We start from the raw sequence: 22,094 nt of genomic DNA, 5'->3' as shown, positions 1-22,094 counted from the left end.
GCGCAGGGGCGGATACGACAAGGCCGCTCGAAAGCGGCCTTGTCGGTGTGGCGGGTGCCGATCAGTGTTGCTCGGCCAGCTTGTGCTCGAGGTAGTGAATGTTCACGCCCCCTTTGCAGAAGCCTTCGTCACGGGTCAGGTCGCGGTGCAGCGGGATGTTGGTCTTGATCCCGTCGACGACGATTTCGTCCAGCGCATTGCGCATGCGCGCCATGGCTTCGTCACGGCTGCTGCCGTAAGTGATCAGCTTGCCGATCAACGAATCGTAGTTCGGTGGAACCGCGTAGCCGCTGTACAGGTGCGAGTCGACGCGCACGCCGTTGCCGCCCGGGGCATGGAAATGCTTGACCGTGCCTGGGCTTGGCATGAAGGTTTTCGGGTCTTCGGCGTTGATCCGGCATTCCAGCGCGTGACCGCGGATGACCACGTCATCCTGGGTGAACGACAGCTTGTTGCCGGCGGCGATGCTGAGCATCTCCTTGACGATGTCGATGCCGGTGACCATTTCCGATACCGGGTGCTCCACCTGCACACGAGTGTTCATCTCGATGAAGTAGAAGCGGCCGTTCTCGTACAGGAACTCGAAGGTACCGGCACCGCGATAGCCGATGTCGATACAGGCCTTGACGCAACGGGCAAAGACTTCCTGGCGCGCAGTCTCGTCGATGTCCGGTGCCGGGGCTTCTTCGAGGACCTTCTGGTGACGGCGCTGCAGCGAGCAGTCGCGATCGCCCAGGTGGACGGCATTGCCCTGGCCGTCGGACAGCACCTGAACTTCCACGTGACGTGGGTTGGTCAGGAACTTTTCCAGGTAGACCATCGGGTTGCCAAACGCCGCGCCGGCTTCGGAGCGGGTCAGCTTCGCCGAGGCGATCAGGTCTTCTTCCTTGTGCACCACGCGCATGCCGCGACCACCACCGCCGCCAGCGGCCTTGATGATCACTGGATAGCCGACTTCACGGCCGATGCGCAGTGCGGTTTCCTCGTCTTCCGGCAGCGGGCCGTCGGAACCTGGAACCGTAGGAACGCCGGCCGCGATCATCGCGTGCTTGGCGGAAACCTTGTCGCCCATCAGGCGGATGGTTTCAGCTTTCGGGCCGATGAAGGCGAAGCCGGAGTTTTCCACCTGTTCGGCGAAGTCGGCGTTTTCCGCCAGGAAGCCGTAGCCAGGGTGGATCGCCGTAGCGCCAGTGACTTCAGCGGCCGCGATGATGGCCGGGATGTGCAGGTAGGACTGCGCGGCTTGCGCAGGCCCGATGCAAACGGATTCGTCCGCCAGGCCCAGGTGCATCAGCTCCTTGTCGGCCTTGGAGTAGACGGCGACGGTCTTGATCCCCATTTCCTTGCAGGCACGCAGGATCCGCAGGGCGATTTCGCCGCGGTTGGCGATCAGGACTTTTTCCAACTTCGCAGGCTTCAACATCAAAGACTCTCCGCGGTTCAAACGATGGTGAACAGCGGTTGGTCGTACTCAACCGGCTGGCCGTCTTCGACAAGAATGGATTCGATCACACCGCTGGTTTCAGCTTCGATGTGGTTCATCATCTTCATCGCTTCGACGATGCACAGGGTGTCGCCTTTCTTCACGCTCTGGCCGACTTCAACGAAGGCTGGCGAGGTAGGCGAAGACTTGCGGTAGAACGTACCGACCATTGGCGAACGGGCCACGGTGCCGTTCAGCGCAGGTGCAGCCGGGGCGGCAGGAGCAGCAGCGGCCGGGGCGGCGGCAGCGGCAGGCGCAGCAGCGGGAGCGGCCACTGGGGCTGGAGCGTAGTACTGCTGGGCTGGAGTCTTGCTGTGACGGCTGATGCGTACGGACTCTTCGCCTTCCTTGATTTCCAACTCGTCGATGCCGGACTCTTCCAGCAGCTCGATCAGTTTCTTAACTTTACGGATATCCATGAATCATCAACTCCCAAGGGTCGGTCAGGGGCGTTTATTGCCTGTCGTTCAAGCACTTGCCTGTCGTTCAAGCTGTTCTAGGGCGGCCTCCAGGGCCAGTCGGTAACCGCTGGCGCCAAGGCCGCAGATCACTCCCACCGCAACATCGGAGAAGTAGGAGTGATGGCGGAAAGCTTCGCGTTTGTGCACGTTGGATAGATGCACTTCGATGAATGGGATGCTCACCGCCAGCAGCGCGTCACGTAATGCGACGCTTGTATGCGTAAAAGCTGCTGGATTGATCAAAATGAAGTCCACGCCTTCATCGCGGGCGGCATGGATGCGCTCGATCAATTCGTACTCGGCATTGCTCTGCAGGTACTGCAGATGGTGCCCGGCATCACGGGCCCGCTGCTCCAGATCCTGGTTGATCTGGGCCAGGGTGGTTGCACCGTAGACCCCCGGTTCACGGGTGCCGAGCAGGTTCAGGTTGGGGCCGTGAAGCACCAGTAGGGTGGCCATCGGTCGTTCCTTGTTATCGGGGGCTGTTGTCAGAACCCGGCGACTATGCCGGAAAGACTTTATGACTGTCCAGTTCTCGGCAATAGCCAGCACGATGAGCGATGTTTGCGCAAAATATGTGACTGACTGATGAAATCCGGTCACTTGCCCGCAAGAAGGGAGCACTGCAGTGCCTGGCGTCGATTTCGCCGATGTTGGGTTGAGATGGGGGGCGGGCGCTGTGATCTTGCGCCATGAGCCGCAATGTCCCGCAGCGCAGAAGGCCGCCAGGACCTGGTCCGGTTGGCAGCGACGCGGGGCGCGAAACCGGCTCAGACGCGGAAGGCTTGCACCGCAGTGTGCAGTTGACCACCCAGGTCCAGCAGGTTCTCGCCCTGGGCCCGGCCTTCGCCGATGCGCAGCAGGTTGTCGCCGCCCAGTTGATGGATGCGTTCGCTGTGGTCGCGGATCTCGCTGACCGCGCCGCTTTGCTGGGCGGTGACATCGGCGATGCGCACTGCCGTGTCGGCGATGGTCTGGATCGCTCCGACGATTTCATCCAGCGCGCCGTCGGCGGCCTGGGCCTGGCTGGCGGTGGCTTCGGCGTGTTCCACCTGGGCACGCATGCCTTGCACCGATTGCTGCGCGGCGCTTTGCAGGCCGGCGATCAGGGTCTGGATCTCTGCCGTGGCACCGGCGGTGCGCTGGGCCAGGGAGCGCACCTCTTCGGCGACCACGGCGAAGCCGCGGCCCATCTCTCCGGCGCGGGCAGCTTCGATGGCGGCGTTGAGGGCCAGCAGGTTGGTCTGTTCGGCGATGGAGCGGATCACCGTCAGCACGCCGCCGATGGTGGCCGATTCCTGGGCCAGATGCTCGATCATCTGCGCGTTGCCCTGGACTTCCCCTACAAGGGCATGCAGGCCGGTGAGGCTCAGGCCGATGACTTTCTGCCCCTGTTGCACCGCGAGGCCGGCGCTACGGCTGGCATCGGCGGCCTGGCTGGCGTCGCCGGCGACCTGCTGGATAGTGGCTTCCAGCTCCCCCAGGGCATCGCGGATCTGCGCGGTGTCGCCGGCCTGGCGCTCGGCCCCGCTGTGCAGGCCGCTGCTGAGGTCGGCCAGGGCGCGGCTGCTGCCGGCCACTTGCTCGGCGTTCTGGCGGATGGTGCCCACCAGGTCCACCAGGTAGGCGCGCAGACGGTTCAGGGACTCTTCGATGGCGTGCAGTTCGCGGTTGGTCTTGCCTAGCTGGATCGGTCGGCTGAAGTCGCCTTCGGCCCAGGTCGACAGGGCCGGGGCCAGGTTGGTCAGGACCCTGGCGAGCTTGCGCTGCAAGGTGTCGATGACCAGGGCGATCAGCAGGATCAGGGCGATCATCAGCCCCTGCATCAAGCGCACTTCGCCCTGGATCTGCCCGTGCTGGGCCCGTACGGCTGGCTCCAGCTCGGCAATGGCCTGGCGCACGGCGGTGATTTTCAGCAGGGTGGCGGCGGCGAGGTCGGCGCGTTTCTGGATCTGTTCGCGGGTGCGCTCAAGTTCTGCCGGGTAGCGGTTGAGCAGGCTGTTGAGCTCGCGTTTGAGGCTGATGCCGGCGTCTTCGGCGGCGGCTTTCTGGGTGTTTTCCAGGCCCATCATGGCGGCGAAATCATCGGTGCCGGAGTCACTACTGGCAGCCACGCCCAATAAAGGCAGGGCTTCAAGCCGGTCGGCCTGGGCACGGATGCTGTTGAGTTCGCGTTCGACATCGGCGGCCAGTTCGCTGCGGCCGCTGCTCACCAGCTTGTCGCGGGCCAGGGAGAGTTTGCCCAGGTGCTGTGAGGCGCTGAGCAATAACGGCAGGTAATGGGTCGCGTCCGGGCTCTTGGCTCCGCTGGCGTACTGGCTGAGCTGCTCCAGGTTGGCCCCCAGTTCGCGCTCGGCCTGCAACAGCAGCGCCTGGGGATCGCCTGCCAGTTTGCCGGCCGCCAGCAGGTCGCTCTTGCTGAAGGTGTCGAGGCTGGCCAGGCTCGGGCGCAGGCTCTGCGCCAGCGGGGCTGGCAGTTCGCCAAGCTCGCCCTGCAGGGATTCCAGGGCCTGGGTCGCGCCGCTCAGGCGCAGGGCATCGCCGCTGGCCAGGTAGTCTTCGATATTGCGTGCCACTTGATTCTGAAACTGCTGGGACAGCCCCAGGTAACGCTCCATCAATAGATAGGGGCGTTCCAGGGCCCGTTGCGACCACCACAGCGTTGCCCCCAGGGCAAGGCAAACGGCAACGAGCAACAGGGTATTGAGATTGGTCAGCAGCTTCAGGCGCATCGGGGCTCTACCAACGGCGAAAATGGTAAGCGCCTGAATTTATTGCGTTTGTATTACAAGGTTATGACCGAATCAGTGGATTCGGATGAAAAGGTGGCACTTTGACTTGATTGCCGCGCGGCCTGTACCCGGTTGCGGCCACCGTGCTTGGCGCGGTACAGGGCTTCGTCGGCCTGGCTGGCCATCATCAGGCTGTCGGAGTCTTCCTGCATCTCCACCACCCCCGCGCTGAAGGTGCACCACAGGTCCTGGGGTTGGGCCGGGTAGTGGATCTCGGCAAAGCGCTGGCGGATTTCATCGAGCACCTTGCAGGCGGCTTCCTGATCGGTGTCGGGCATGACGATGGCGAATTCCTCGCCGCCGTAGCGGCCGATGAAATCGGTCTTGCGCAGGCGCTGCTTGAGGAACAGCGCCAGGCTCTTGATCACCCGGTCGCCCATGGGATGGCCGTGGCTGTCGTTGACCCGCTTGAAGTGGTCGATATCGAGCATGGCGAAGCTCAGCGGCTTGTTCTCGCGGCGGGCGCGGAAGCTGCAGTCTTCCAGCAGTTGCAGGATATGGGTGTGGTTGTACAGGCCGGTGAGGCTGTCGCGGACCATCCGCGCCTTGAGGTTGCGCGCCCGGGCCGCGCGGTTGCGCACGGTGGTGATCAGGTGCCGCGGCTTGATCGGCTTGGTCAGGAAGTCGTCGCCGCCTTCGCTCATGGCGTCCAGTTGCTTGTCCAGGTCGTCTTCGGCGGACAGGTAGATGATCGGCACGCTGACGTAGCGGTCGTTGTGGCGGATCACCTTGGCCAGTTCGGTGCCGGTGCAGGCCGGCATGTACATGTCGAGGATGATCAGGTCCGGCTGGAAGTCCGCCAGCTCGGCCATGGCCTGGATCGGCTCGATCAGGGTGCGGGTGACGATCCCGGCGCTGTTGAGCAGGCGTTCGGTGTGCAGCGCCTGGGCCCGGGAGTCATCGATGATCAGCACTTTATAGGGTTCGTACTGGGCCACGCAGGTCAGTACTTCGATCTTCTCCAGCAGGCTGGAGGCTTCCAGGGTGCCGGTGAGGAACTCCTGGCCACCGGCGCGTACGGCGGCCAGGCGGGTCGGGGTATCGGTTTCATGCAGGCTGAAGAACAGCAGCGGCAGTTTCTGCTCCAGGCCGACCTGGGCCTCGGCCGCCAGTGTCAGGCCCATGCCGGGGCCGCAAAAGTCGACATCGATGACGATCGCGGCCGGCAGGCGTTCGACCATGGATGAGCGAAAGGCCGCAATGCTGTCCAGGGACTGGGCGCTGAGGCCAAAGAACTCCAGCTGCTTGGCCAGGCGTTCGGCGCGGTCGTGGTCCTGCAGCATGACGTAGATCGGCTTGCGCAAAGGCGGCAGGAAGGTCTGTTCCAGCTGGTCGCCGTGTCGCAGGCCGGTGCGCGACAGGCGCTGCATCAGGCGGTTGAGATCGGTGATCAGGGTGCTGCTAAGGCGGCCGCGATTGGCATCCACCGCCTCAAGAGACTGGCTGATGCTGCGGGCCAGTTGAGTGTGTTCGGGCTGCTCGAAACGTTCGGCGAAGCGCAGCAGGCGCAGGTTGGCCTCGCACAGTTCGGACATGTCGCTGGTGGACCATTCACTGCGTTGCAGACGCTGCCATATCTCAAGAATCTGACGTGCCTGATGAATTACCCGCTGGGCAAAGTGGTGCTTGAGGCGCTCACGGCTGGGGTCTTCTGGCTCGGTCATATCCTGACTACTAGTTAGGGTGCATGCTGAGATCGACTGGTGGCTCTATGCTAGCACCACTTTTGCGTCCCATGAGTGTCGTGCGTCAATAATGTGCGAGGCGAGGCCATTCAGTTCCTGACCGTCTGGTCGCATAGGCTCGGGACTGTGCTTCATTTATAGTGATCGCCTGATTCGCAATCATTGCGCGGCGCGCATTTGCCGGAAGATTTATCCCGTCAAGGCAAGGCACGATGGAGTAGGGTTGTGGTCGAACCGATGAACCCAAGTGATTGAAAGGACATAGCCATGCTGGATTGGAAGAATCGCGCAGGCAGCGCGCCGGAGCGTGCTGCCGAACCCAAGTCGGCGACACGCAGCTATTTTGGTGGCCTGCTGTTCAGTCGCGCCCTGGCCACCTTGCTGGGTCTGTATCTGTTGGTGACCGGTGGCCTGGGTTGGTACTGGAGCCAGGAGCCGGCGCTGTTTCCGGTCCAGCAGAATGCCCAGATTGCCGCCGAGAAGGCCGGCCGGCAGATGGTGGTGGGCTACACCACCGTGGAAACCCTCAAGACCGTCGCTGGCACCTTGCTCGACAAACCGGGTGGCTACATCTCCAACGACCGTTTTCCGCCGGGCTTGTGGATGGACAACATGCCGAGCTGGGAATACGGCGTGCTGGTCCAGGTTCGCGACCTGACCCGCGCCTTGCGCAAGGACTTCGCCCGCTCCCAGTCCCAGTCCGCCGAGGATGCCGACCTGGCCAAGGCCGAGCCGCGCTTCAACTTCGACAACAAGAGCTGGGTGCTGCCGTCCAGCGAGTCGGAATATCAGGATGGCATCAACTCCCTGAGCCGCTACCAGGCGCGCCTGTCCGATCCGAACCAGAAGACCGCGCAGTTCTATGCTCGTGCCGACAACCTGAACAACTGGCTGGGTGACGTGGGGACGCGCCTGGGCTCACTGTCCCAACGGCTGTCGGCCAGTGTTGGTCGCGTCAAGCTCAACACTGCCCTGAAAACCGAAGTGGTCGCTCCCGGCCAGGTTCCTCAGGTCGATGAAGAGCTTGAGGAAACCCCATGGATGCAGATCGACAACGTGTTCTACGAGGCCCGTGGCCAGGCCTGGGCCCTGTCCCACCTGCTGCGTGCCATCGAAGTGGACTTTGCCGACGTGCTGGCGAAGAAGAACGCTACCGTCAGCGTGCGCCAGATCATCCGTGAACTGGAGGCCTCCCAGGAGCCGGTCTGGAGCCCGATGATCCTCAATGGCAGCGGCTTCGGCGTGCTGGCCAACCACTCGCTGGTGATGGCCAACTATATTTCCCGGGCCAACGCGGCGGTCATCGACTTGCGCCAACTGCTCAATCAAGGCTGATCCATGGTTGCGACCACCAATGAGGCGGCCCATCGCGCCGCCTCCGATGCTGAAGAGATTGCCTGGGTCGATGGCGAAGACCAGCTGCTGGGTGCCATGGTCCGTTCCGAGCTGCGCGAGCGCGGCCTGATTGGCCGTGGCACCTACATCATGCTGTTCAATTCCGCCGGTGAGTTGTGCGTGCATCGGCGCACCCTGAGCAAGGCCATCTACCCGGGCTACTGGGATGTCGCCGCCGGCGGCATGGTCCTGGCGACGGAAAGCTATGCTGAGTCCGCCGCTCGGGAGCTGGAAGAGGAACTGGGGGTAAGCGGGGTCGAGTTGACCGCCCACGATCACTTTTTCTTCGAGGACACCGGCAATCGTCTCTGGTGTTCGGCGTTCTCTGCCGTGTGGGACGGTCCGCTGCGCCTGCAGCCGGAAGAAGTCCTCGAAGCGCACTTCATTCCCCTGGACCAGGTGCTGCGGGAAATCCATGAAAAGCCCTATTGCCCGGACTCCCTGGCGGCCTTGCAACGCTATCTGGCGCGCCGTCGTTAAAGTTGCATAAATTGACGCTGATTGGCTCTTAGCAACCGGGCTTTTTGCCGTTACACTGCGCGCCTTTTCAAGCTGAACCGGCGGCGCTTGTTGCAAGCGCGCCGGCTCAGTAGCGCTGCCCCTGCCTGAGTGGGGCTTCGCGGTCGATGGCACCGCCATGTGCTTCGACCAGTCTTTGTCCTCCCAAGAGGATTGCCGGTGGCCAAAAAAGCCGCATCCTTCGCCGCCCTTGGTGGCCTGGTGTTTTCCACCGACGCAGGTCGACATTGCCCGGACTGTAGCCAGCCGGTGGCCGCCTGTATCTGCAAACAAACCGTGATTCCGGCCGGCGACGGCATTGCTCGCGTGCGTCGCGAAAGCAAGGGCCGTGGCGGCAAGACGGTGACCACCATCACCGGCGTGCCCCTGGCCGAAGACGCCCTCAAGGAACTGGCGACCACCTTGAAGAAGCGCTGTGGCACCGGTGGCGCGCTGAAAGACGGCGTCATTGAAATCCAGGGCGACCATGTCGAGCTACTCTTGGCCGAACTGGTCAAGCACGGTTTCAAGGCGAAGAAGTCCGGCGGCTAGCAGCCTCTGTGAAAACCACCTCTGACTGGACCCGGTCTTGATTCGCTCAGGACGCTGGCGTCGTCTCCCATGGTTTTCACAGAGCCTGTTCATGAACGGTTTCTAAACTCGGCACGGCAGGCGCGGTCTATTGCGCTTGCAGGCTAATCGTCATTTTCATTCTTTAGACTGCGCCGACCCCGGATTGGGGCGGCGCTCTATGACTTCTTTATAGGGGACTTCGATGTCCGTACGACGCACACGTAAAGACGATGGCAGCCAATGGACAGTTGCGGACAGCCGCAGTGTCTACGGGATTCGCCATTGGGGGGCCGGGTATTTCGCGATCAATGACGCCGGTCGCGTCGAAGTTCGCCCGAACGGCCCGAGCAGCTTGCCCATCGATCTGTTCGAGCAGGTCGACGAACTGCGCAAGAGCGGTTTGTCCTTGCCGTTGCTGGTGCGTTTTCCGGACATTCTCCAGGACCGCGTGCGTCAGCTGACCGGCGCTTTCGACGCCAACATCGCGCGCCTGGAATATCAGAGCAAGTACACCGCGCTGTACCCGATCAAGGTCAACCAGCAGGAAGCGGTGATCGAGAACATCATCGCCACCCAGAACGTCTCCATCGGCCTGGAAGCCGGTTCCAAGCCGGAGCTGCTGGCGGTCCTGGCCCTGGCGCCGAAAGGCGGCACCATCGTCTGCAACGGCTACAAGGACCGTGAGTTCATCCGCCTGGCGCTGATGGGCCAGAAGCTCGGCCACAACGTGTTCATCGTCATCGAGAAAGAGTCCGAGGTGGGCCTGGTGATCGAGGAAGCCGCCTCGCTCAAGGTCAAGCCACAGGTGGGCCTGCGGGTGCGCCTGTCGTCCCTGGCGTCGAGCAAGTGGGCCGACACCGGCGGCGAGAAATCCAAGTTCGGCCTGTCGGCGGCGCAACTGCTGTCGGTGGTGGAGCGCTTCCGCGCCGCCGGCCTGGATCAGGGCATCCGCCTGCTGCACTTCCACATGGGCTCGCAGATCGCCAACCTGGCGGACTACCAGCACGGTTTCAAGGAAGCCATCCGCTACTACGGCGAACTGCGCAACCTTGGCTTGCCGGTGGATCATATCGACGTCGGCGGCGGCCTGGGCGTGGACTACGACGGCACCCACTCGCGCAACGCCAGTTCGATCAACTACGACATGGACGACTACGCCGGCGTGGTGGTGGGCATGCTCAAGGAATTCTGCGACGCGCAGAGCCTGCCGCACCCGCACATCTTCTCCGAGAGCGGTCGTTCCCTGACCGCCCACCACGCCATGCTGGTGGTGCAGGTGACCGACGTCGAGAAGCACAACGACGACGTGCCGAAGATCGACAACAAGGAAGAGCTGCCGGAAACCGTGCAATGGCTGGTGGACCTGCTGGGTCCGACCGACATCGAGATGGTCACCGAAACCTACTGGCGCGCCACGCACTACATGAGCGACGTCGCCGCCCAGTACGCCGATGGCAAGCTGACCCTGGCCGAGAAAGCCCTGGCCGAGCAGTGCTACTTCGCCGTGTGCCGTCGCCTGCACAACTCGTTGAAGGCCCGTCAGCGTTCCCACCGCCAGGTGCTGGACGAACTCAACGACAAGCTGGCGGACAAGTACATCTGCAACTTCTCGGTATTCCAGAGCCTGCCGGACACCTGGGCCATCGGCCAGGTGCTGCCGATCCTGCCGCTGCACCGTCTGGATGAAGAGCCGCTGCGTCGCGCGGTGCTGCAAGACCTGACCTGCGACTCCGACGGCAAGATCAAGCAATACGTCGACGAGCAGAGCATCGAGACCAGTCTGCCGGTGCACGGCCTCAACGAGGGCGAGGACTACCTGCTGGGGATCTTCCTGGTGGGTGCCTACCAGGAAATCCTTGGCGACATGCACAACCTGTTCGGCGACACCGACTCGGTGAACATCTACCAGCGGGCCAACGGCAGCGTGTACCACGCCGGGATCGAGACTCACGACACCATCGAGGACATGCTGCGCTACGTGCACTTGTCGCCAGAGGAGTTGATGACTCACTACCGCGACAAAGTGGCCAGCGCCAAGATCAGCACCGCCGAGCGCACCCAGTTCCTCGACGCACTGCGCCTGGGCCTGACCCGCTCGTCCTACCTGTCGTCCTGAGGCTCAGCGCCACCCCTGAAAACCCACCGCATGCGGTGGGTTTTTTTTGCCTGCGATTCAACCTTTGCAGCTAGCCTGAACACAGTTGTCCGTGGTGGCCGATACAAAGGGGGAGCGATGAGCGATACAACCCATGGCACGTGGCGCCTGTTGTGTGGCGCCCTGGTGCTGAGCCTGCTGGCGGCCTGTTCGCCGCTCAAGCTGCTCAACTCCCTGACTCCCGGCAGCACCTTCATCAAGACCCGGGACATTGCCTACGGCAGCGATCCGCGGCAGAAGCTGGATGTCTATCAGCCTCGGCAGGCGGCTCCTGGGGCGCCGGTGGTGGTGTTCTTCTACGGTGGCAGTTGGAACAGCGGCTCACGTTCGGACTACGACTTTGTCGGCGAGGCCCTGGCCTCCCGGGGCATGGTGGCGGTGCTGGCGGACTACCGGCTGTATCCGCAGGTGCGTTACCCGGCCTTTCTCGAAGACGCGGCCCGCGCCGTGGCCTGGACTCATGAACATATCGGCGAGTTTGGCGCCGACCCGCGGCGGCTGTATCTGATGGGGCACAGTTCCGGTGCCTACAACGCGGCCATGCTCGCCCTGGACTCGCGCTTGCTGGGGCAAGTCGGGCTGACGCCACGGATCATCAAGGGCTGGATCGGCCTGGCCGGGCCCTATGACTTTCTACCCATTCGCAACCTGGAGGTGCGCCCGGTGTTTTTCTACCCCGATTCGCCACCGGACTCGCAACCGATCAATCACGTCAGCCAGGGCGCGCCGCCGGCACTGTTGATTGCTTCCAACGAGGATTCCCTGGTCAACCCGCAGCGCAATACCGGAGGCCTGGCCAACAAACTGCGAGCGGCGGGGGTGCCGGTGCAGGAGTTCTATTTCTCCCGCACCAATCACGCCACCCTGGTGGCCGCCTTGTCCCGCCCTTTGCGCGGGCTGGCCCCGGTGCTGGAGCGGGTCAGCGGTTTTGTCGAAGCGACTCAGTGAGCGCCGGCGAACCAGCCGTCGCGCCGCTCCAGCTGCCAGGCGAAGGCGCCCAGGGTCAGGCTGCGCAGGAGCATGAAGAGCAGGAAGCTCAGCCACAGGCCGTGGTTCCCCAGGCCTTGCAGGGCCCAGGCAAAGGGCAGCAGCAGGAGCACGGTGAGGAGCATGCCGTTGCGCATTTCCCGGGCCCGGGTGGCGCCGATGAACAGGCCATCGAGCAAGTAGCTCCAGACCGCGATCAAGGGCAGCACGGCGAGGTAGGGCAGGTAGGTGAAAGCGGTCTGGCGCACGTCGGCGATGTCGGTCTGCATTTCGATGAACAGGTGGCCACCGAGCAGGAACAGCGTGGCAAAACCCAGGCTGGCCAGCAGCGACCAGCCCCCGGCCACCACCAGCGAGCGGCGCAGGGCCTGGCGGTCATGGGCGCCGATGGCGTGGCCGCACAGGGCTTCCACCGCGTGGGCCAGGCCGTCCAGGGCGTGGGCAGTGAGCAACAGACCATTGAGCAGCAGGGCATTGGCCGCCACCGTGGCATCGCCCAGGCGCGCGCCCTGGACGGTGATCAGGAAAAACACCGATTGCAGGGCCAGGCTGCGGATGAAGATGTCGCGATTCACCGCCAGCAACGGGCGCCAGCTCTGCCAGCGGCGCAGGGCGGCCCAGGCAATCTGCCCCGGGTAGGCGCGCAGGGCTGGCCGGGTCATGGCCAGGCCGATCAGTGCGCCGGTCCATTCGGCCACCACCGAGGCCCGCGCCGAACCCACCACGCCCCAGTCCAGTCCGAGGACGAACCACAGGTTGAGGGCGATGTTCACCAGGTTGGTGCTGAGCAGGATGCTCAGCGGTGCCCGGGCGTTCTGCGTACCGAGGAACCAGCCCACCAGGGCGAAGCTGGCCAGGGCCGCGGGCAGGCCCAGCAGGCGGGTGTGGAAAAATGCCCGGGTCATCTGGTCCAGGTCCGCCGAGGGTTGCATCAGGTGCAGGGCCGCACCGCTCAGCGGCACGCCAATCGCCCCCAGCAGCAGCGCCAGGCCCAGGGCCAGCAGCAGGCCCTGGAGCAGGATCTGGCGCAGCGCCGCACCGTCGCCGCGTCCGGCGGCCTGGGCGGCGAAACCGGTGGCGCCCATGCGCAGGAAACCCATGGCCCAGGCCAGAAAGGTATAGAGGCTGGCGCCGACTGCCACCGCACCCAGTTGATGGGCGTGGGGCAGGTGGCCGATGACGGTGCTGTCCACCAGGGCCACCAGCGGCACGGAAATGTTCGACAGGATCATCGGCGCGGCCAGGGCCCAGACGCGGCGATGGGTGGGGCGATGACGCCAATCGGTGATCAGGGGGGACATGCGGGCTCCTTGCGAGAGCCGGCATTGTAGCCCCGGCGCCGGGATGCGCCGAGGGTTTAGCGCCGCGTCAGTGGATGAGCCAGCTCAGCAGCCAGAGGCCCAGCACCAGCCAGATGATGCCGAGGATGATCGAGGCGCGCATGAAGGCGCGGATCGCCCAGTAAAGGAACATCAGGCCGATGATCAGGCCGATGAGGCTGACGATCGAAGTATCCATGCCCAGGGCCCGGGCCAGCCCATCGACGAAGTTGCCGCCAGCGTGGGTCAGGCTGCTGAACAACCCGCTGAGCAGGTCGACGATGAAACGGATGACCGAACCTATGGCCTGGCCAAGCCATTCGAAGAAGCTTTCTACCTGCATGGATGCGTCCTGATCAAAGAAGGGGCCTGAGCTGAGCCTTGGGCCATGGATGCCCGTGGCGAGTTCCCTGCCAAGCATAGAAGCTGCCAGGGCGGGCACATTCTGTAGGAGCCGACTTGCCGGCGAAAGCGCTCTTGCGTCCCACGCCCATCCCCCGGAAGCTATACCCCTTCAGGAGACCCCGATGAACCTAGAGCAACTGACCCAACGCCTGCATGCCATCCGTGACCACAACGACTGGCGGCAATTTCACAGCCCGAAGAACCTGGCCATGGCCGCCAGCGTCGAGATGGCCGAACTGGTGGAAATCTTCCAGTGGCTGACCGAGGACCAGTCCCGGCAACTGCCGGCTGACAAGCTGGCCCATGCCGGCCAGGAAGTGGGCGACATCGTCCTCTACCTGCTGTTGCTGTGCAGCGAATTGGGGCTGGACATGGACCAGGTGGTGCGCAGCAAGTTGGCGGACAGCGAACGGCGGTTCTGCCCATGAGCGATCGGCATTTCGACCAGTTGGCGACCCGTTTCGCCGAGAAGATCTATGGCGGCGCCAAGGGCGCGATCCGTCTCGCGGTGCTGCAGGCCGACCTCAAGGAAAGCCTGCCCGAGCGACCGTTGCGGGTACTGGATATCGGCGCGGGGCTGGGGCACATGTCCCTGTGGCTGGCCGAACACGGGCACCAGGTGACCCTGGCCGAGCCCGCCGCGCCGATGCTCGAAGGCGCCCGCCAGCGCTTTGCCGAGGCCGGGCAGCAGGCGACCTTCATCCAGGCGCCCTGGCAGGAACTGCTGGGGCAACTGACCGAGCCCTACGACCTGGTGCTCTGCCATGCAGTGCTGGAATGGCTGGCCGAGCCCCACGCAATCCTGCCGGTACTGCACCAGTTGACCCGCGTCGATGGCTGGTTGTCCCTGGCCTTCTACAACCGCGATGCGCTGGTCTACCGCAACCTGCTCAAGGGCCACTTCCGCAAGATGCGCAAGAACGACATGGCCGGTGAAAAGCAGAGCCTGACTCCGCAACAACCGCTTGATCCGCGCGAGCTGGCGGCGCAACTTGATGGCTTGTGGCGAGTCGAAACCCAGAGCGGAGTGCGGGTTTTCCACGATTACATGCCGGTGGAGTTCCAGGCTCGGGCCGAGCTGACGGACCTGCTGGAAATGGAACTGGCTCACCGCCGACACCCAAGTTTCGCCGGCCTTGGGCGTTATCTGCATTGGCTGTGCCGGCCGGTCTAACGGAGTGCGCAATGAAACGCCGCCTGGGTCTGATCTTCCTGTGTTCGGGGCTTGCCGCCTGTCAGGGCAGCAACCCCTACGTCGCCAGCAGCAACCCGCTGCCGCCGGCGCCGCCGCAAGCGGCCAATACCTTCGATCGCAGCGCCTACCCGGCGGCGCCGCGCGATTATGGACGCTACCGCAACTGGGCCTGGCTCAATGGGCGCCTGCCCAACGGCTCGGCCTGGGCCGATTCGGCGCAGATTGCCGAGGCGGTGAGCAACGCGCTGGACCAGCAGGGATTGCGTCCGGTGCATGACAAGCGGCCGGCGGACCTGTGGGTCAGTGCCGACTTGCACCTGGAGAAGCGCTTGCGCCAGGTCCAGGACGACTACGGCTATGGCGGTTACGGCGGTTATAACCGTTATGGCCCGGGCTACGGCATGTACGGCAGCGTGCCGGTGGTGCGCACCTACGAGGTCGAAGTGGTGGTGGTTCGGGTCAATCTGTATGACGGCGCCAGCGGCCAGCCGGTATGGAGCGCCAGCGCTGAAACCAGCAGCCGTGGCAGCCTCAGCGAGCGAGCCGATGCCTTGCGTGAGGCGGTGCAAAAGGCAATGGCGGCCTATCCTCCCAGTTAGGGCCACCGGTGGTTGTTCTTGAATCGGAGAAACAGCATGTTCCATCGAATCGCGTTACTGGTCTGTGCCGCCTTGCTCAGCGCCTGTGCCGCCAACCAGGTCAATCATGATTTCGACGCCAGCCGGGACTTTGGCGCCTACCGCAGCTGGAGCTGGAAAGAACCCGCCCTGCAATACCGCCCCGATGATCCGCGGATCAAGAGCGACTTGACCGAGCAGCGCATCCGCCAGGCCGTGGCCGAGCAACTGGACCAGCGTGGCCTGCGCCCGGTTCAGGGCGCAGCCCGGGCCGATCTCAAGGTCCAGGCCTACCTGATCGTCGAGGACCGCCAGCAGCAGGTCACCACCAACTACGGTGGCGGTTGGGGCGGCCCGTGGAATGGCTACTGGGGCGGGCCGATGTACAACGAGACGCGCAACATCACCTACAAGGTGGCGACCATCCAGATCGACCTGCTGGACGGCCAGGACGGCAAGCTGGTCTGGCGCGGCAGCGACGAGCAGTTGCTCAGCAGCTCGCCGAGCCCGGTGGATCGCAGCGCAGCGGTGCGTAATACGGTGATGCGTATCTTGCAGAACTATCCGCCGCACTAGGGGCTTGAGCCCAGCGCGATTCACGCCTCGACAGTGACTGACGGCACAGCCCTGTGCCGCCAGTCAGGCGAGCTGGCACCTTGCCAGCGACGGTCCGGCCTTTGACTACACTGCTGTGCATCGATGGAGTGCGCGCTCGGCTGCGAACCGGGAAAGGAGTGCCCCGATGTCTTCCCTGAAGCGTTTTACCGGCCCGCGTCGCCAGCGCGGAGCCATTGGTCTGATGGCTGCCGTGACCCTGGGACTGGCGCTGTTGCTGATGCTCGTGGTGGTGGACAGCGGCCGGCTGTACATGGAACAGCGCAAGTTGCAGCGAGTCGCCGACAACGCAGCCCTGGAGGCGGTGAGCCGGGGCGGCAACTGCCAGGCCGGCCTCAGCGCCGCGACCTATGCCGGACAGAGCGCGACCCGCAATGGTTTTACCGTCGACGCCGGCAGTACCCTGACCACCGCGTGCGGCTCCCTGACCACCGGGGCCAACAGCCTGCGTACCTTCAATGCCGACCCGACGCAATCGGCGGCGGTGCGGGTCGTGGCGACCCACACGGTGCCCATCAGCGTGGCGTCGGGAATCGGGGCGCTGTTCACCCCGGGGCCGATCAACCTCAACACCCAGCTCAGCGCCACGGCGGTTGCCGCCGCGCCCACCCCGCCGCGGGCGCAACTGAGCATTCGCAGCACGCTGGTCACCGTCAACAGCGCCAACTCGCCACTGCTCAATGCCCTGGTGGGCAACATGCTGGGCGGTAGCCTCAACATCAGCGCCGTGGGCTGGAATGGCCTGCTCAACAGCGACATCAACCTGCTGCGCTACCTCGACCAGTTGGCCATCGATCTGGGGGTTGCCGCGGGCAACTACAGCGAGCTGCTCAACACTCAGGCCAGCCTGACCCGGCTGATCCAGACCGCCGCCACGGTGGTCCAGGCCAATGGCGCGACGGCCGATGTGCTGGCGGCCCTGGGGGCCTTGCAAGTGGCGGTGAGCAGCCAGATACCGCAGCTCAAGCTGGGGGACATCCTCAAGCTGCAGAGCGGTGCGGCGAGCACCGCCCTGGACGCCAATCTGCAACTCTTTCAGTTGATGCAAGCGATGATCCAGCTGGCCAACAGCAAGAGCGCGGTGGCGGCGGTGGTGCCGGCCAACCTGCTGGGCCTGGCCAATGTCACCATCAAGGTCAAGGTCATAGAACCGCCGCAGTTCTCGGCGGTCGGCGACCCCCGGCTGGCGATCCTCGATCCGCTGGGCGCCAACCGCATCTATGTGCGCACGGCCCAGGTGCGCACCCTGGTGTCGGTCAACCTGAGCGGATTGTCCGGGATCACCGGCATGACCAACGCCCTGCTGGGCCTGGTGAGTTCGCTGACGCCGACCCTCAACAGTGTCCTGAGCCTGGACCTGGCGGCCACCATCAACTCCGTCGGTTGCCTGCTGGGCGCCGGCTGCCAGCAGGTCGATCCCGAGGTGCTGCCCACGGCGCGCATCGACATCAACCTGGAACTGGGGGGCGCCAAGGCCTACGTCACCAACTACAGCTGCCCGACGGACAATGCCGGCAGCAAAAGCCTCACGGTGCACAGCGAGTCGTCACTGGCCGATATCAAGATAGGGCAGATCGATCCCAGTACCGCCTTCTCCTCGTCGACGGAACCGGTGGTGACGCCGGTGCCGATCGTCGACCTGGGCATCTGGACCTGCCACAAGATCCTCGGCATCGGCAGTTGCGGACCGGCACGGACGGCGTTCGCCGCCGGTGGCATCGGGCTCAAGGTCGACAGTGCGCTGGGGCTCAGCCAGACCGGGCCCAATGTCGGGCGCGACCTGCTGTACGCCAGCAGCACGCCGCCGTTTCCCACGCCGCCCAACGTCAATCAGGCGCCGAGCTACCAGAACGCGGCACCGACCAACAATCTGGTCAACAGCCTGTCGGGCGCTATTGCCGGGATCAGCCTGGAGGTTTACCAGCCGGTCAATGCCAATCTGCTGGGCTCGCTGGTGGCTGGGGCAGGTGGCCTGATCAATGGAGTGACCAGCCTGATCATGCCGCTGATCAGCAACCTCTTGAGCCCCTTGCTCGATCCGCTGCTCAACAGCCTGCTGGCGACCCTCGGCATCAACCTGATGGATGTTGAGGTCGGCGCTAACCTGACCTGCGGGCAGACTGGCCGGGCCTACCTGGTGATCTGATCCGCGTGGGCAATCGGCAGTTCGATGCAAAAGCGCGCGCCGTCCGCGCCGTTGCTGACGCTCAGGCGGCCGCCCATGTTCTCGACGATGCCGTAGCTCACCGAAAGCCCGAGCCCGGTGCCGACCCCCGCCGGCTTGGTGGTGAAGAAGGGTTCGAAGATCCGCTCCAGCAGGCGCGGGTCGATACCGCCGCCATTGTCCTCGACCCACAGGCGTACCCGCTGTTCGTCGCGCTGGCCATGCACGGCAATCCAGGGCTTGAAGTCAGGCCGCTGCACTTGGCCCAGCAGCGCGTCCCGGGCATTGACCATGAGGTTGATCAGCACCTGCTCCAACTGGTCGACGAAGCCCAGCACCTGCACCTCGAACCCCAGCTCGCTGATGCGCAGTTCGATCCCTTTGCCGCGCATGCCTTCGGCCAGCAGGGACAGGGTGCCCTCGATGGCCTGGGCCGGGTTGAAGGGCTGCTGTTCCACCTCCGAACGTCGGCCGAACACCCGCATGTGATCCACCACCCGGGCGGCCCGCTGCACCTGGGTGTCGATGCGATGCAGTTTGTCAGTGAGGTAGTCGACCTGGACTTCGCCGCTGTTCAGGCGCTTGAGCACATTGACGATGGCCATGCGCATCACGTTGAGCGGCTGATTGATTTCGTGGGCCAGGCCGGTGGCCATTTCCCCCAGGGTGGCCATTTTCGCGCTTTGCATGAGCTGCAACTGGGCTCGCCGGACTTCGGTGTTGTCGCGGCCCACGGCCTGGATCTCCAGCAACTGGCCCTGCTCATCGAAGACCCCGCGGTCGGACCAGACCCACCAGGCGTGTTCACGGCCCGGTAACTGCAGGCAGATCTCGGCGGTGCTGAGGGGAAACTCCGGGCTCAGTCGTTGGATCCGCCGCTCGAAACCTTCGCGCTGTTCGGCGGACAGCCATTGCCCAAGATTGCTCCCCGGCAGTTCCTCGGCGGTGCATTCCAGGTAAGCCGCCAGCGGCCGGTTGCCGAAGGTCAGGGTCAGGTCCGGGCGGTAGCGGCAGATCATCGCCGGTGAGTCTTCCACCAGGATCCGATAGCGTTCCTCGCTCTGGCGCATCTGTTCGGCGGCCAGGGTCGCCTCGGTGACGTCCAGCCACAGGCCGACGGCTTCCACCGGCAGCCCCAGGTCGTCGCGCAGCAGCTTGGCTTCATCCATGACCCAATGGAAAACCCCATGGCGGTCGCGCAGGCGGTAGCGGGCGTGGACGCTGCCTTCGCGCAACAACTGGCGGCAGCGCTGGAAATACAGGTCCTGGTCCTCGGGGTGCACCCAGTCCGCCAGGCTGGCTGCGCTGCAGTCTTCCAGGCTCCAGCCCAGCAGCGGTTGCAGGCTGGCGCTGAAAAAGCTCGGTTGCAGAGCGCCTTCCACGTAGCGCTGGACGTAGATCACCGCCGGTGAGCTGGCAATCAGATTGTCCAGGCGCGCATGGGCCGCAGCCGCCTGTTGCTGCTGGTTCTTGATATCGCTGATGTCCAGCATGAAGCCCAGGAACCGCTGTTGTTTCCCTCGTCCCAGGGACTGGCCCTGCAAGCGGTACCAGCGTGGTGGCAGGCTCGGGTCAGGCCCGGGCAGGCGCACGCAGAGCAGCAGCGGCTTGCCCAGGGTCAGGGCGTGCAGGCGGCTGGCCAGTTCGCTGCGGTCGGCAGGGTGAATCAGCTCCAGCCAGTCCTGGACCGGCAGCCTGCTGTGGGAGTCGGGCAACTGCAGACTGGCGACCAGCTGACTGGCCAGCTGGATTTCGGCAGTCTCCGGGCACAACTCCCACCAGCCGGCGCCCAGTAAGCCCTGCAGTGCCTCCAGGCGTTCCAGATGCAGGTGGTTGTGTTGTTCGCGCAAGCGGCCGAGCAAGGGCTCGGCCAGGGCGGCAGTGAGCATCAGCCAGTCGCGTTCCAGCAGGTGCGGCGCCTGCTGCTGCACGGCATAGCAGCCGCACAGCAACCAGGCGGCGACACCGTGAGCGTCCCGATAGGGCACCAGGAAGCCTTCGCGATGACCGAAGATCCCCTGCAGGCGCGGGTGTTCATTCAGGCCCTGGATGTGATTCAGGTGCAGCGGGGCATTGCCGCTCAGGCTGTCCAGGCCGTTGCCCAGGACCTGGCCGTCTTGCCACAGCCGGGGGGCATCGTGGGCGTGGTAGCCGCTGTGCAGCACCCAGGTTTGTTCCTCGTCATCGAGCAAGGCCAGGCCCACGCAAGGGATGTGGCTGTAGCGGGCCAGGTCGGCGAGTTGATCGTGCAGCACGTCCGGCAGCCGACTCAGGGTGCACAGGCGGATCTGCTCGTTGATCTGCGTGGCGAAGATCTGCCATTGCTCCCGGCTCAGGGCCTGCTGGCGCTGTTGGACCAGGTCGCCGATATCCAGCAGTTGCAGCAGCCACTGGCTGCCACAGCTCTGGACCCAGCCGCGCAGGTGCAGGGTCTTGCCGCCCAGTCCGCGCAGGTCCAGATCCAGCACCTGTGCGCTCCAGTCGGCGGGGTGCCCCTCCAGGGCCAGGGCGCAGCCGGGCAGGGCGTAGTCCAGCAGGTGGTGGGGCTCGTCCGAGGGTGGCAACTGTGCCAGGGCATGGCGCAGTGGTCCGCTGCTGGTGAGGATCCGGCCCTTGGGGTCGAGCACCAGTTGCAGGCCGACCGCCTGGGCCGGCAGCTGGGCCTGGGGTTCGTCGGCGGGCTCTGGCTGGCGGCCCAGCAGGCGCCCGAGCAGCTTGTCGCTGGAGTTCAAAATTGCACGCTCGAGAGGGCGGACAGGGTCGTGGGCAAGTTGGGGACCGGGCCTACCACCGGCAATACCAGGCGCGGTAGCACCTGGGTGAGCTTCGCGGTGGGGTAGTCGATCCGCACGGTGAGCACGCCATTGGTGTACACCGCGCTGTAGTCGGTGGCGGCGAAGTTGAAGAGGGACGGAATCCACAGGGTCTGGGCCTGCACCACGCTGTTGGCCAGGTTCTGCACCGTGGTGGCGTAGTTGGCGCTGTTGGGGTCGACCGCCATGGCGCGGCGCACGGCCTCGGCGGTGGCCTGGTTGAAGGACTGCATCATCAACAGCGGCAGGCTGTAGCTGACCAGACCGTAGAACACCGCGAAGAAGATCACGAACACCGCCGCGAACTCGATTGCTGCAGCGCCCTTTTGCTTGCTGGGGTGCTTGCTGGGGAGGCCCGGTTTCATGAGTGCGTCTACCCTGACAGTCACTGTGTCCATTGAGCATAGAATCAATCCGCTAAAAGGAGCTTTGCAGCTGATGCATTTCTGGCTTTTGTGGATCTGGCTGGCGCTCTGCGCGGTACAGGATCTGCGTCAACGGCATATCGCCAACACCTTGACATTGGGCGCCGCGCTGCTGGCCAGCGGCTACCTGCTGTGGACTGGCAGCACCTGGCTGGGCGCTGCGGCTGCCCAGGGCGGCTGGGCCTTGTTGCTGGCCCTGCTGCTCACCCTGCCGGGGTATGCCATGGGGCGGATGGGGGCGGGGGACGTCAAATTGATGGCCGCCCTGGGATTGGCCAGCGATCCCGAGCATCTGCTGGGGGCCTTTATTGGCGCCGGGTTCTGCAGCCTGCTGTGGCTGCTGATTGTTCCCAGGCTCCGCGCCGCGCCAGAACAAGGGCTTGAACCGCAAGGGGAGACATCCGTCACGGGGCTGTCAAAAAAATACCCATTCGCGCCCTTTGTCCTGGCTGGAATGGTCTTAACTGTGAGCGTGATCCACTAGTCGCCTGGCCGATTAATGCTATGTACAT

At 64.4% G+C, this 22,094-nt stretch carries 20 protein-coding genes; 11 read left to right on the top strand and 9 right to left on the bottom strand.

Features of this window, described 5'->3' with window-relative positions; all coding sequences use genetic code 11:
• Positions 1-61: 61 nt before the first annotated feature.
• The 5 genes from accC to gcbA all read right to left on the bottom strand — a co-directional run bounded on the left by accC (position 62) and on the right by gcbA (position 6,400).
• Positions 62-1,423 carry an acetyl-CoA carboxylase biotin carboxylase subunit gene (gene accC, locus DNK59_RS13995; RefSeq protein WP_060837343.1) on the bottom strand — a complete coding sequence of 454 codons (1,362 nt, stop codon included), beginning with the start codon at positions 1,421-1,423 and terminating at the stop codon, positions 62-64.
• A gap of 17 nt (positions 1,424-1,440) precedes the next feature.
• Entirely contained in the window at positions 1,441-1,902 is a 462-nt protein-coding gene (gene accB, locus DNK59_RS13990) for an acetyl-CoA carboxylase biotin carboxyl carrier protein (RefSeq protein WP_060837344.1), read from the bottom strand.
• A 48-nt stretch (positions 1,903-1,950) separates the two neighbouring features.
• Positions 1,951-2,403, bottom strand: a complete 453-nt coding sequence (gene aroQ / locus DNK59_RS13985) for a type II 3-dehydroquinate dehydratase (protein WP_092319242.1) — start codon at positions 2,401-2,403, stop codon at positions 1,951-1,953.
• A 311-nt stretch (positions 2,404-2,714) separates the two neighbouring features.
• Positions 2,715-3,758 (bottom strand): methyl-accepting chemotaxis protein, encoded by a 1,044-nt coding sequence (locus DNK59_RS32500; RefSeq protein ID WP_371920286.1) that lies wholly within the window; start codon positions 3,756-3,758, stop codon positions 2,715-2,717.
• Between the two features lie 971 nt (positions 3,759-4,729).
• Complete coding sequence (gene gcbA / locus DNK59_RS13975; protein ID WP_092319246.1) at positions 4,730-6,400, bottom strand: diguanylate cyclase GcbA; 1,671 nt, start codon at positions 6,398-6,400, stop codon at positions 4,730-4,732.
• A 288-nt stretch (positions 6,401-6,688) separates the two neighbouring features.
• Here gcbA and DNK59_RS13970 point away from each other — a divergent pair, with 288 nt between their 5' ends.
• The 5 genes from DNK59_RS13970 to DNK59_RS13950 all read left to right on the top strand — a co-directional run bounded on the left by DNK59_RS13970 (position 6,689) and on the right by DNK59_RS13950 (position 11,990).
• Positions 6,689-7,756, top strand: coding sequence for a DUF2333 family protein (locus DNK59_RS13970; protein WP_092319248.1), 1,068 nt, complete (start codon positions 6,689-6,691; stop codon positions 7,754-7,756).
• 3 nt (positions 7,757-7,759) lie between these two features.
• Entirely contained in the window at positions 7,760-8,296 is a 537-nt protein-coding gene (locus DNK59_RS13965; RefSeq protein WP_092319250.1) for an NUDIX hydrolase, read from the top strand.
• Positions 8,297-8,494: 198 nt separating this feature from the next.
• Complete coding sequence (locus tag DNK59_RS13960; RefSeq protein ID WP_015634001.1) at positions 8,495-8,866, top strand: translation initiation factor Sui1; 372 nt, start codon at positions 8,495-8,497, stop codon at positions 8,864-8,866.
• A 223-nt stretch (positions 8,867-9,089) separates the two neighbouring features.
• On the top strand, positions 9,090-11,003 hold the full coding sequence (gene speA, locus DNK59_RS13955; protein ID WP_092319252.1) for an arginine decarboxylase: 1,914 nt from the start codon (positions 9,090-9,092) through the stop codon (positions 11,001-11,003).
• Between the two features lie 117 nt (positions 11,004-11,120).
• Positions 11,121-11,990, top strand: a complete 870-nt coding sequence (locus tag DNK59_RS13950) for an alpha/beta hydrolase (RefSeq protein WP_110723558.1) — start codon at positions 11,121-11,123, stop codon at positions 11,988-11,990.
• On the opposite strand, the gene DNK59_RS13945 is transcribed toward DNK59_RS13950, so the two are convergent.
• Entirely contained in the window at positions 11,984-13,330 is a 1,347-nt protein-coding gene (locus DNK59_RS13945) for an MATE family efflux transporter (protein WP_092319256.1), read from the bottom strand. The two genes, DNK59_RS13950 and DNK59_RS13945, sit on opposite strands and share 7 nt — an antisense overlap.
• Before the next feature lie 67 nt (positions 13,331-13,397).
• Positions 13,398-13,691 (bottom strand): hypothetical protein, encoded by a 294-nt coding sequence (locus tag DNK59_RS13940; RefSeq protein WP_110723557.1) that lies wholly within the window; start codon positions 13,689-13,691, stop codon positions 13,398-13,400.
• 184 nt (positions 13,692-13,875) lie between these two features.
• Between DNK59_RS13940 and DNK59_RS13935 the strand changes: the two genes are divergently transcribed.
• The 5 genes from DNK59_RS13935 (at position 13,876) to DNK59_RS13915 (ending at position 18,326) form a co-directional block, all read left to right on the top strand.
• On the top strand, positions 13,876-14,181 hold the full coding sequence (locus DNK59_RS13935) for a MazG-like family protein (RefSeq protein WP_022642072.1): 306 nt from the start codon (positions 13,876-13,878) through the stop codon (positions 14,179-14,181).
• Positions 14,178-14,927, top strand: coding sequence for a methyltransferase (locus DNK59_RS13930; RefSeq protein ID WP_110723556.1), 750 nt, complete (start codon positions 14,178-14,180; stop codon positions 14,925-14,927). Before DNK59_RS13935 ends, DNK59_RS13930 begins: the two co-directional genes overlap by 4 nt.
• A gap of 11 nt (positions 14,928-14,938) precedes the next feature.
• Positions 14,939-15,547: a DUF4136 domain-containing protein gene (locus DNK59_RS13925; RefSeq protein WP_110723555.1), complete on the top strand. Its 609-nt coding sequence runs from the start codon at positions 14,939-14,941 to the stop codon at positions 15,545-15,547.
• Between the two features lie 36 nt (positions 15,548-15,583).
• Positions 15,584-16,141: a DUF4136 domain-containing protein gene (locus tag DNK59_RS13920; RefSeq protein WP_092319264.1), complete on the top strand. Its 558-nt coding sequence runs from the start codon at positions 15,584-15,586 to the stop codon at positions 16,139-16,141.
• Between the two features lie 166 nt (positions 16,142-16,307).
• A complete protein-coding gene (locus tag DNK59_RS13915) occupies positions 16,308-18,326 on the top strand; it encodes a pilus assembly protein TadG-related protein (RefSeq protein WP_110723554.1) in 2,019 nt (672 codons plus the stop codon).
• Here DNK59_RS13915 and DNK59_RS13910 read toward each other — a convergent pair.
• A complete protein-coding gene (locus DNK59_RS13910) occupies positions 18,311-21,076 on the bottom strand; it encodes an ATP-binding protein (RefSeq protein WP_110723553.1) in 2,766 nt (921 codons plus the stop codon). The two genes, DNK59_RS13915 and DNK59_RS13910, sit on opposite strands and share 16 nt — an antisense overlap.
• A complete protein-coding gene (locus tag DNK59_RS13905; protein WP_092319272.1) occupies positions 21,073-21,522 on the bottom strand; it encodes a TadE/TadG family type IV pilus assembly protein in 450 nt (149 codons plus the stop codon). Before DNK59_RS13905 ends, DNK59_RS13910 begins: the two co-directional genes overlap by 4 nt.
• Positions 21,523-21,595: 73 nt before the next feature.
• On the opposite strand from DNK59_RS13905, the gene DNK59_RS13900 reads away from it, so the two are divergent.
• Entirely contained in the window at positions 21,596-22,066 is a 471-nt protein-coding gene (locus tag DNK59_RS13900) for a prepilin peptidase (protein ID WP_092319274.1), read from the top strand.
• Positions 22,067-22,094: the final 28 nt, after the last annotated feature.

It is taken from the genome of Pseudomonas sp. TKO26 (genome assembly GCF_003225665.1).
In the GTDB taxonomy this organism is placed as follows: domain Bacteria; phylum Pseudomonadota; class Gammaproteobacteria; order Pseudomonadales; family Pseudomonadaceae; genus Aquipseudomonas; species Aquipseudomonas saponiphila.
This window is presented reverse-complemented; position numbering and strand designations above follow the sequence as displayed.